This window comes from Paenibacillus maysiensis, assembly GCF_000520815.1.
Classification (GTDB): domain Bacteria; phylum Bacillota; class Bacilli; order Paenibacillales; family Paenibacillaceae; genus Paenibacillus; species Paenibacillus maysiensis.
Genome location: NZ_ASRY01000277.1, coordinates 24,951 through 33,354, shown reverse-complemented (window position 1 = coordinate 33,354; position 8,404 = coordinate 24,951). Strand labels below are relative to the sequence as shown.

General features: G+C 45.1%; 11 protein-coding genes. 7 read left to right on the top strand and 4 right to left on the bottom strand.

Features of this window, described 5'->3' with window-relative positions; translation table 11 throughout:
* The first annotated feature begins 93 nt into the window (after positions 1–93).
* Positions 94–738, top strand: coding sequence for a bis(5'-nucleosyl)-tetraphosphatase (symmetrical) YqeK (gene yqeK / locus L696_RS0120710; protein WP_049827470.1), 645 nt, complete (start codon positions 94–96; stop codon positions 736–738).
* 43 nt (positions 739–781) lie between these two features.
* On the opposite strand, the gene L696_RS0120705 is transcribed toward yqeK, so the two are convergent.
* Positions 782–1,669: a LysR family transcriptional regulator gene (locus L696_RS0120705; protein ID WP_025685338.1), complete on the bottom strand. Its 888-nt coding sequence runs from the start codon at positions 1,667–1,669 to the stop codon at positions 782–784.
* A 118-nt stretch (positions 1,670–1,787) separates the two neighbouring features.
* Here L696_RS0120705 and L696_RS0120700 point away from each other — a divergent pair, with 118 nt between their 5' ends.
* The gene (locus tag L696_RS0120700; protein ID WP_025685337.1) at positions 1,788–2,849 is read left to right on the top strand and encodes a YeiH family protein; all 1,062 of its coding nucleotides are present in this window, start codon (positions 1,788–1,790) and stop codon (positions 2,847–2,849) included.
* Positions 2,850–3,045: 196 nt separating this feature from the next.
* Entirely contained in the window at positions 3,046–4,632 is a 1,587-nt protein-coding gene (locus L696_RS0120695; protein ID WP_025685336.1) for a GH25 family lysozyme, read from the top strand.
* Between the two features lie 73 nt (positions 4,633–4,705).
* Here L696_RS0120695 and L696_RS0120690 read toward each other — a convergent pair whose 3' ends face one another.
* Positions 4,706–4,975 (bottom strand): YuzF family protein, encoded by a 270-nt coding sequence (locus L696_RS0120690; RefSeq protein ID WP_025685335.1) that lies wholly within the window; start codon positions 4,973–4,975, stop codon positions 4,706–4,708.
* Positions 4,976–5,146: 171 nt separating this feature from the next.
* On the opposite strand from L696_RS0120690, the gene L696_RS32390 reads away from it, so the two are divergent.
* Complete coding sequence (locus L696_RS32390) at positions 5,147–5,269, top strand: hypothetical protein (protein ID WP_014282395.1); 123 nt, start codon at positions 5,147–5,149, stop codon at positions 5,267–5,269.
* A 203-nt stretch (positions 5,270–5,472) separates the two neighbouring features.
* Here the strand turns inward: L696_RS32390 and L696_RS0120680 are convergent, their stop codons facing one another.
* Positions 5,473–5,709 carry a hypothetical protein gene (locus tag L696_RS0120680; protein ID WP_025685334.1) on the bottom strand — a complete coding sequence of 79 codons (237 nt, stop codon included), beginning with the start codon at positions 5,707–5,709 and terminating at the stop codon, positions 5,473–5,475.
* A 107-nt stretch (positions 5,710–5,816) separates the two neighbouring features.
* Positions 5,817–6,488, bottom strand: coding sequence for a cupin domain-containing protein (locus L696_RS0120675; protein WP_025685333.1), 672 nt, complete (start codon positions 6,486–6,488; stop codon positions 5,817–5,819).
* A gap of 174 nt (positions 6,489–6,662) precedes the next feature.
* Here L696_RS0120675 and L696_RS0120670 point away from each other — a divergent pair, with 174 nt between their 5' ends.
* The 3 genes from L696_RS0120670 (at position 6,663) to L696_RS0120660 (ending at position 8,385) form a co-directional block, all read left to right on the top strand.
* Positions 6,663–6,872 carry a hypothetical protein gene (locus L696_RS0120670; RefSeq protein WP_025685332.1) on the top strand — a complete coding sequence of 70 codons (210 nt, stop codon included), beginning with the start codon at positions 6,663–6,665 and terminating at the stop codon, positions 6,870–6,872.
* A 313-nt stretch (positions 6,873–7,185) separates the two neighbouring features.
* Positions 7,186–7,839: a cell wall hydrolase gene (locus L696_RS0120665; protein WP_025685330.1), complete on the top strand. Its 654-nt coding sequence runs from the start codon at positions 7,186–7,188 to the stop codon at positions 7,837–7,839.
* A 195-nt stretch (positions 7,840–8,034) separates the two neighbouring features.
* On the top strand, positions 8,035–8,385 hold the full coding sequence (locus L696_RS0120660) for a hypothetical protein (protein ID WP_025685329.1): 351 nt from the start codon (positions 8,035–8,037) through the stop codon (positions 8,383–8,385).
* Positions 8,386–8,404: the final 19 nt, after the last annotated feature.

Sequence of the window (8,404 nt, the reverse complement as noted above, 5' to 3'; positions counted from 1 at the left end):
ACAGCGATGGGAAGCACCATCTGCCTGCGCAGTGGCACGTTATGTACATTTTATAGTAAAATCATCGGAATAAGCGAAGAGGGGGACTAATCCATGAATCCCGTGTTACATCATTACATTGCAGGACTTGAATTTTCCGGGGATCTTTTTTTGGACGTAGAGAAGCTTTTTAACAAACATAACGCTGAAGCTACGTGGGTGCATTGTACGAGGGTAGCCCATGAAGCCAAAGCACTGGCTCTACAATTTCATGCTGATCCGGTCGTAGCTGAACGAGCGGGGTGGCTGCACGATATAGGTACTATCATTCCCAATGAAGATAAAGTAGCTGTAGCACAGGCATTACATATCCCCATTTTAGAAGAAGAATTAGCATTTCCGTATATCCTGCACCAAAAGCTGTCCAGAGAGATGACCATTCAGATTTTTGGACGAACGGATGCGGTGCTGCTGGATGCGATTGAATGTCATACCACGCTGCGGAAGTCCATGAGTCTGCTGGATAAGATTTTATTTATAGGAGATAAATTGTCATGGGATCAGGCACACGCTGCGCCTTTTCTACAAGAGATACGCAAGAGTGTAAACAATCATTTGTTAGATGAAGCAATTATGATTTATTTTAACCATGTGTGGAGCAATAAAGAGAAAATGAAGGTTGTGCATCCCTGGTTATTAGCAGCCAGACAGTCTTTATTAAAAGAGCCCGAAGGAGCCGTCACCGATTTATTCGAGTAAGCTCAAGCGCCTTCAAGGGTGCTTTTTTCATGGCTTTTGAGCTTCATCTTTTCACGTTATAACCTCGCAAAACCTCTAAAAAAACAGAGGCCGCTTTCGTTTCAAATACCTCAGAAGGAGTCAGAAAAGAGAACTTCCGAACGACCGGGAAGCCGCTTATATCCAACACTTTTAAAGTGCCCAAGATGAGTTCCTTTTGAATCGTCCACTGTGACAGCAAAGAAATACCCAAGCCTGCTTCTACAGACTCTTTAATAATCTGGTTGCTGCCAAAATTCATAATATGAGCAGGGACAAACTGAAATCGTGCAAACATCTTTTCCGCCGCTTCCCGGGTTCCAGAGCCTTCTTCGCGCAGAATCCATATATCCTCTTGCAGCTCAGTTAAACTCACTTGAGATTTATCAGCCAAACGGTGATGATGTGGAACGACGATATACATTTCATCCTCTGCAAACGGTTCAATATACAACTGTTCATGTTGAAATTGTCCTTCAATAATCCCCACATCCAGCTGATTACTAATCACCAATCTTTCGATTTCCTGAGTGTTGCCGATGCTAATGGAGGGCTGAATGAGCGGATATTGACTTCTCATTTGGGCAATCACATGCGGCAGTACATACTCTCCGTATGTGTAGCTTGCGCCAATGGATAGATTGCCTTTTGCCGTATTCATCAGTTCGTCCACCAAATACTGCATTCGAGTATGGAGACGGATAATTTCCTGGGCATGGTGATATACAATTTCACCGGCTTTGGTTAAACGCACATATTTATTACTTCGCTCCAGAAGCCGGGCTCCTACGGTACGCTCCAGCGTTTGAATGTATTGACTTACGGCAGGCTGGGTCATGTGTAACTCTTCGGCAGCTCGTGTGAAGTTTTGTTTCTCCGCGACCATAATAAATACGATTAAAGGTTGATCCAAAGCGAACTCCTCCATTTTTATCATATCTATTTGCTTATGGATACCATTATAATGATTTATTTTTCTTATGGCAAAATACATATTAAGCTTTATGAAGATAGAACTGGAGGTATTCGCCATGAGCAATCACATAAAGCACATGAAATTATCATTAAGTTCCGGTTTACCACAAAAGCGCTCCCCGCACTCTAACCGAAATCGCTTTATCCAGCGTATCTTAGGCATTGGACTGACCATGATATTTGCATTCATGGGATATGGTCTGAACGCAATACCTGGCTTTCATTATGTAGGCCCTTTGGCTTGCGCCATGTTTCTCGCTGTCTTATACCGACAGCTATGGGGATATCCCGAAGCTTTACGCTCAGGGGTTGAGTTTTCGGCTAAAAAATTGCTGCGAGGAGCTATCGTATTGTACGGGCTAAAGCTCAATATGGATGTTGTCATTCATCATGGTATGGGCTTGCTCCTGCGTGATGTGGGCACCGTCGTATTTTCCATCCTGTTTACGATGTGGCTGGCCAAGCGCTTTAAGGCAGATGCTTCGCTCTCGCTTCTTCTCGGTATCGGGACAGGTGTCTGCGGTGCGGCTGCGATTGCGGCTGTTTCTCCCCTGTTGAAATCCAAGGATGAGGACACGGCTATTGGAGTAGGGCTCATTGCTGTGGTCGGAACCGTATTTGCCATTTTGTTTACTGTGCTTCGACCTTGGCTTCCTTTGACGGATATGCAATATGGAATATGGTCAGGCATCAGTTTGCATGAAATTGCACATGTGGCTTTAGCTGCTCAGCCTGCCGGACAGGATGCTCTCGCGATTGGCTTGCTAGCCAAATTGGGCCGTGTCTTTTTGCTAATACCGCTTAGCTTTATGATCATGTACTGGATGAAGCGAACCGGGAAGATCCACTCGGATGCGAAAATGGAGTTCCCCTGGTTTCTCATCGGGTTTGTCATCACAAGCTTGATTGGCAGCTATGTTTTTGGAAAATATATCATAGTTCCGGTGGGTCTGATGAATGGACTTTCTCATATCACCACATTTATGCTAACGATGGCAATGGTAGGCATGGGACTGAACGTGAGCTTTAAGGCCCTGCGGGAAAAAGCGGTGCTTCCTTTACTGGTGCTGTCCATCACCTCGGTCATTCTTGCAGGCTTAACATTTTTAACAGTGTGAATGAAGATACAAAAGAAGTCTCTGCTCGCTATGTAGCCGGCAGAGACTTTTTAGTGCTGCTAATGATAAGATTAAGATATGTGATGACTTATCCGTAACTTTTACATATAGTTTGCGTCTATCAAAATGGCGGGTTATGAGATACTAGGCTGCAAGATTTTCATAAGTGAAAATTTATAGAATGGTAGGGTACATAATGAAGAAAATTTGTTTTTTGGCTTTTTTATTTCTGTTTTTATGGGGATTTCCAGGGGAAACTCACGCTACGTCTTCAAGTTCACATATTGAGCTGAATGGTAAAGATTTAAGTGCTGGGAAGGGAATTCAGACCCAGGAAGTCAAAGGCAACATATTAGTTCCTCTTCGTCTCATTGTGGAGGAATTAGGTTATCGTGTGGATTGGAAGGCCAAGACGGGCACCGTAACTATCCAGGATCGAGATCATCACCTCAGTCTTCAGGTAAATCAAACTATAGCCTCTGTCGATGGTCATCAAATGGGGTTGATGGTAGCTCCATTACTTAGAGATGGAACAACTTATGTTCCTCTTCGTTTTGTATCTGAACAGACTGGGCTTAATGTGACATGGAACAGCAAGCTAAAAACGGTGTTTCTGACTTCCCCGCCTGACTCAAGCGGAAGTAGCGGGTCTTCCCATGGAAGCTCCGATTCTGGTACTCAGGCTATAACTAATACTGTAACTGATGCAGAAGAGAGTACACGTGCCACGATAGACCAAATCAGCTTCATGAATCATCAATTGGCAATTACGGTGAATGGAAAAGTAAGTCCTAAAGTCACTACGTTGACCCATGCAGACCGCATCGTTGTAGACATACCTAGTTCTAGGTTCTCCGATGAGTTCCAAGCATCTCTACCTTTGGACAATACGAGACAAGGGGCTTTCCCTGTAGCAGATGATCCGGATGTTTCACAAGTAAGATACTCTTTATTTAGCACAAGTCCCGCGGCGGTACGTATTGTGGTTGACCTGAATAGTAGCCAATCTTTCCATGTGCTAAATGCGGGTGACGGCAAGATTGTCATAGCGCTGGATCAGAAATCAGATGACACAGTGGGGCTAACATCTACCGCGCCTGTTACATCTACTATAGCCCCTGATACGATCGTACCTGAGCCTGTCATCTCTTCCGACGGACATGCTCAAGGAATCGATGTCTCCCACTATAATGGAACTATAGATTGGCAACAGGTTGCGGCCGCAGGCAAGACATTTGCTTTCATCAAGGCTACAGAGGGGACAACATATCAAGACAATCAATTTTTAGCTAATGTTCAGGGAGCGAGGGATGCCAGCATACTCGTCGGCGCTTATCACTTTTTGAACGCGACAACTACGGATGGTGCTCGTCAGGAAGCAGCTAATTTTGCCAGAGCTTTAGAATCAGCAGGAGGCAGGCTGGATCTGCCGCCAGTGTTGGATTATGAAAATAACCCAAAAGGTCTTTCTCCTGCGCAAATTAGTGAAGTGGCTCATGCATTTTTGGATGAAACGGAGAAGCTTACCGGACGTCTGCCGATCGTGTACACGGGAAATGTTTTTGCTTCCAAGTTTGATCCTACATTTTCTATGTATAAACTGTGGGTAGCCAGATACAGCACGACTCAAAAGCCGACAGCAGTTCCAGCCTGGGATAATTGGTGGGCCTGGCAGTACAGTAGCACAGGCAGTGTTCCAGGTATCCGTGGTAATGTGGATTTGGATGAATTCAATGGAACGATAGATGAACTCCGTTCTTCGCTGGCCGGAGATACTGAATAGCAGAAACCTGTGACAATAGTAAATCCTCGCGAATCCGGTATAGGATCGGCGAGGATTTTTGGCGTCTAATCGTCTAGTTGGGCATAATCCATACGATTTCACAGATCCGGACAAAGTATTTCTTTCCGTACACATCCAAAATGACATGATCAGGTTTACAGTCCACTACACATCCGTCAATTCTGCCGCGTGTGGTCTCCAGTACAACATATTTGCCAATGATCGATTTTAATGTTTCTACCACATATGGGTCTACAGGGTGTACTACGATGTGATGAGGGGTATGGTGGTGATGGGGAAAAGGCTGATTCGTACTGTAATTGAGCGCTTGATTCGGATTCAATTGCTTCACTCCTTCAGGATTAATTGTGATATCTTATGCTCCTGCCCAGAAAGAGTGTAGGAGAATGCCCAGTCGATAGAAAGAATCATTTCCATTGCCGTTAAGCCCGGTCCATTGGACACCTCTATACATAAGCTATGATGTACCTTGAAATGAAGGAGGAACTTATCCATGGGTGAATGCGAAAGAGGTTGTGGCGGTCAAGTTGGAGGCTACGGAGGTTGGACATCGACAGGGGCTATCCTGGTACTGTTCATTCTGCTGGTCATCATCACCAAGTCTTTATGGATCTAAATTGAAATGAGCGTATTAAATCCCTCACCGGTGTATAGCTGGTGGGGGATTTAAGTGTTTTAAGGGATTCAAGTGACTTGCTTGTATAGTAAAACACCCCAAATAGCAGCTGCCAACTCCTGACGGATGAGTGTCAGGGGTTGCAGCTGTCATAAGAGGTGTTATAGTTTGGTAGACAACAGGGCTTGACGAGTGCAGTGGACTTAAATTAAAGCAATCGCCAACAGGGTGAACAGGCTCAAGGTTAAGATTTGATTACCATATCCATATCCATAACCAGGATAAAAAGCAGACGTCTGAACACGCCCGTTTGATTCTCTTTTTAAGTACACGTTATTGCGATCCACCTTCACGATGGTTCCTTCGTGCTGTTGTCCGTCCATAGTCAAAACACGTACTCTTTTGTTCATACAGCTCAAGCAGTTGTAATAAGCATCCATTCAATCACCCCCTCTTGTACATTCGCATTTTATGAGAGGGATGATGTAACGGTAACGGCTAATATACAGGGAGAGGGCATTCCTACGGATTTATGATCTTATCAGGGTTAGGTCCATTCATGATAAGGGTTAAAGGCGAAGCCGGGATATCCGTCTGTAGGGGCATAGGTTCTTTCCGGGGCGGCCTGCTGGTGCGGGGGAGTATCGGCAAGTCTTACATGTATTCCCGGTTTTTTGGCCTGCTGTTGCTTGCAGTCATTGGGCGGACCGATAATCACAGGCTTTTTGATAGGAGCGAGCGCTTCCTGAATCTTATTCTCATTCAGGCAGTAGGTATGAGCCAGAATATTGCCTGGCGTTAACCGCAATATGTCGGAGCCGAGAATGAATTCAGGCATGGGGGCATTAAAAACCGCTAACAAATGAGTATCATCCATTGTAGCGACCTCGTAGTGCCACCATCCCTGGGGAACATTAACCACTTGACCAGGTGTGATCGGAAAATGCCGCAACTCGCGGGTGAACGGGTTAATCAGTGACACGGTCACCGCGCCAGAGATGCAGTATACCAGCTCTGTGGCATTTTGGTGGTAGTGAGGCTCTATGACGTTGGCTGTGCTCAGGCGAATATCCAGCAACGATATATTTACTAACGTATTTAATTGCTGGACCGAAAGCTCGTTGATGGAGTTTTGAGCATCCTTTTTAAACAAAACATTGTCTTTTAAATCATAAGTAAATTGTGCGGAGGGAGAGGTGTAATCCATATATGAATCCACGCGTCGTTCCTGCCTTTCTGCTATTCAAAATTTGATGATCGTACAGCTACCCTATGCATCCGCCCAATGTTGTGTGCAAGGGATGGTTTCCAACTTACAGGAAATCCATTACAATATAAGGATGAATAGTTGAGTATAGGGAACCAGAATCCAAGTACAGGAGGATAAAAGCAGATGCAGATGGTGTCGACCTTTGAGGTGATACAGTTACTTATTATCATCGTATATTTAGCGATCATTGCGGCAGGCATTTGGGGATTTGTTTTATTTGTAAAGTTGGCACACCGGGGGATTCAGGTGATGGATATATACATAGTTGAGAAACGTAATTCGAATAAGAAGACGACAGATTCCTTTCCCGATGGAGCTAGAGAAGAAAAATAGCGAAAAAAGTCACGTTTTCAAGTGGTGTCTAAACATGATCAATTGCTCCTAGTACGCGTCAGTTCGTTACGGCTGGCGTTTATTTGTATTCGCAGTTATAGGACCAGAGCCGGATGATACGTAAATGCGGCTTGTGGTATACTGCAACGGACGTGTGAGAGCATCTTTGTCCGATTCCGTATGTAGCAACGCGTCTTTTCCGCAGCTAGGCATAAGCTATAGCAGAAGAAACATCATCGGATAAACGCCCCTGAGTTGTACAGGCCGGAATGGTTGTACCGGACAGAACAAGAAAGAGGAGGTTGTCTGGAATATGAAAAAATTATCTATGTTGGTCCTGTCCTGCGCATGTATGCTGGGCGCTGTGTTGTCGGTTACGCCAGGACAAGTACAAGCGCAATCGTCAGCGCTGACGAAAGGGGCTCAGAGTGAGCAGGTGCTGAAGCTTCAACAGCAGCTTCATTCGCTCGGTTATTTCAAAGCCGGTTTTACCGGATATTACGGCTCTCTGACCAGTAAAGCGGTTGCCCGTTTCCAACGGGACTATGGCCTTACACCCGACGGTGTAGCCGGAGCAGCAACGCAAGCCAAGCTGGATTCCTTTGGGAAGGTGCGTTTAACAGCTTTGGAGCAGCTTGCCCGGATTATTTATGCCGAGGCACGCGGAGAATCTTTTCAAGGGCAGGTAGCCGTGGGCGCGGTCGTATTAAACCGTGTGCAGTCCAATGAATTTCCGAGCTCAATTCCGGACGTTATTTTGCAGCCAGGACAGTTCACCGCTGTACAGGATGGTCAATACCGCCTGAAACCGAACAAGACCGCGTATCGTGCAGCAAGACAGGCTCTTAATGGTGTTGATCCGACGAACGGTTCCCTGTTTTATTACAATCCGGCCATTGCCACAGCCAAGTGGAGCAAGAGTCGCCCGGCTGTCATTTCTCTTGGCCGCCACACGTTTACAAATTAATCAGCATAAGAACACGTAACTTGTCAGCCGCCAGTTGCTTCCTGTAGTCAGTCAGGAGGAGTGGCGGCTTTTTTTGCACATTCACAAAATTGTAATATATTAGTGGGGATTTATCCATTTTAATATTAAAATTTCTACATATTTTTCCGATAATCTTAATAGACAAAAATATGAAATCAAAGGAGTCTTACTGAAATGAGTCAAAATCCTTACAGTATCGAAGTGAATCAAACCATTAAAACGGTACATATGGCGGTGAATGGAGTGTTCAGCCAGGCTGAATATGATAGCTTTATCAAGGAATATGTATCCAAGACTTCCTCCATTCAGGCATCCAGCTATACGCTCAAAGTAGACTGTACCCAAATGGCACTGCTGGGCCCGGGAGAAGTAGAAAAACTGAAAGGTTCTTTTGTACGGTATAAAGAAACCGGGTTTGCCAAAGTGATTTTTGGGATCAGCCTTCAACAAACGATTATTAAAATGCAGCTCGGTCGTGTAGCACGTGAAGCGGGTTTAAACAACGTAGATATCGTCGTACAGTAATGTTCTGAAGCGGTGACAA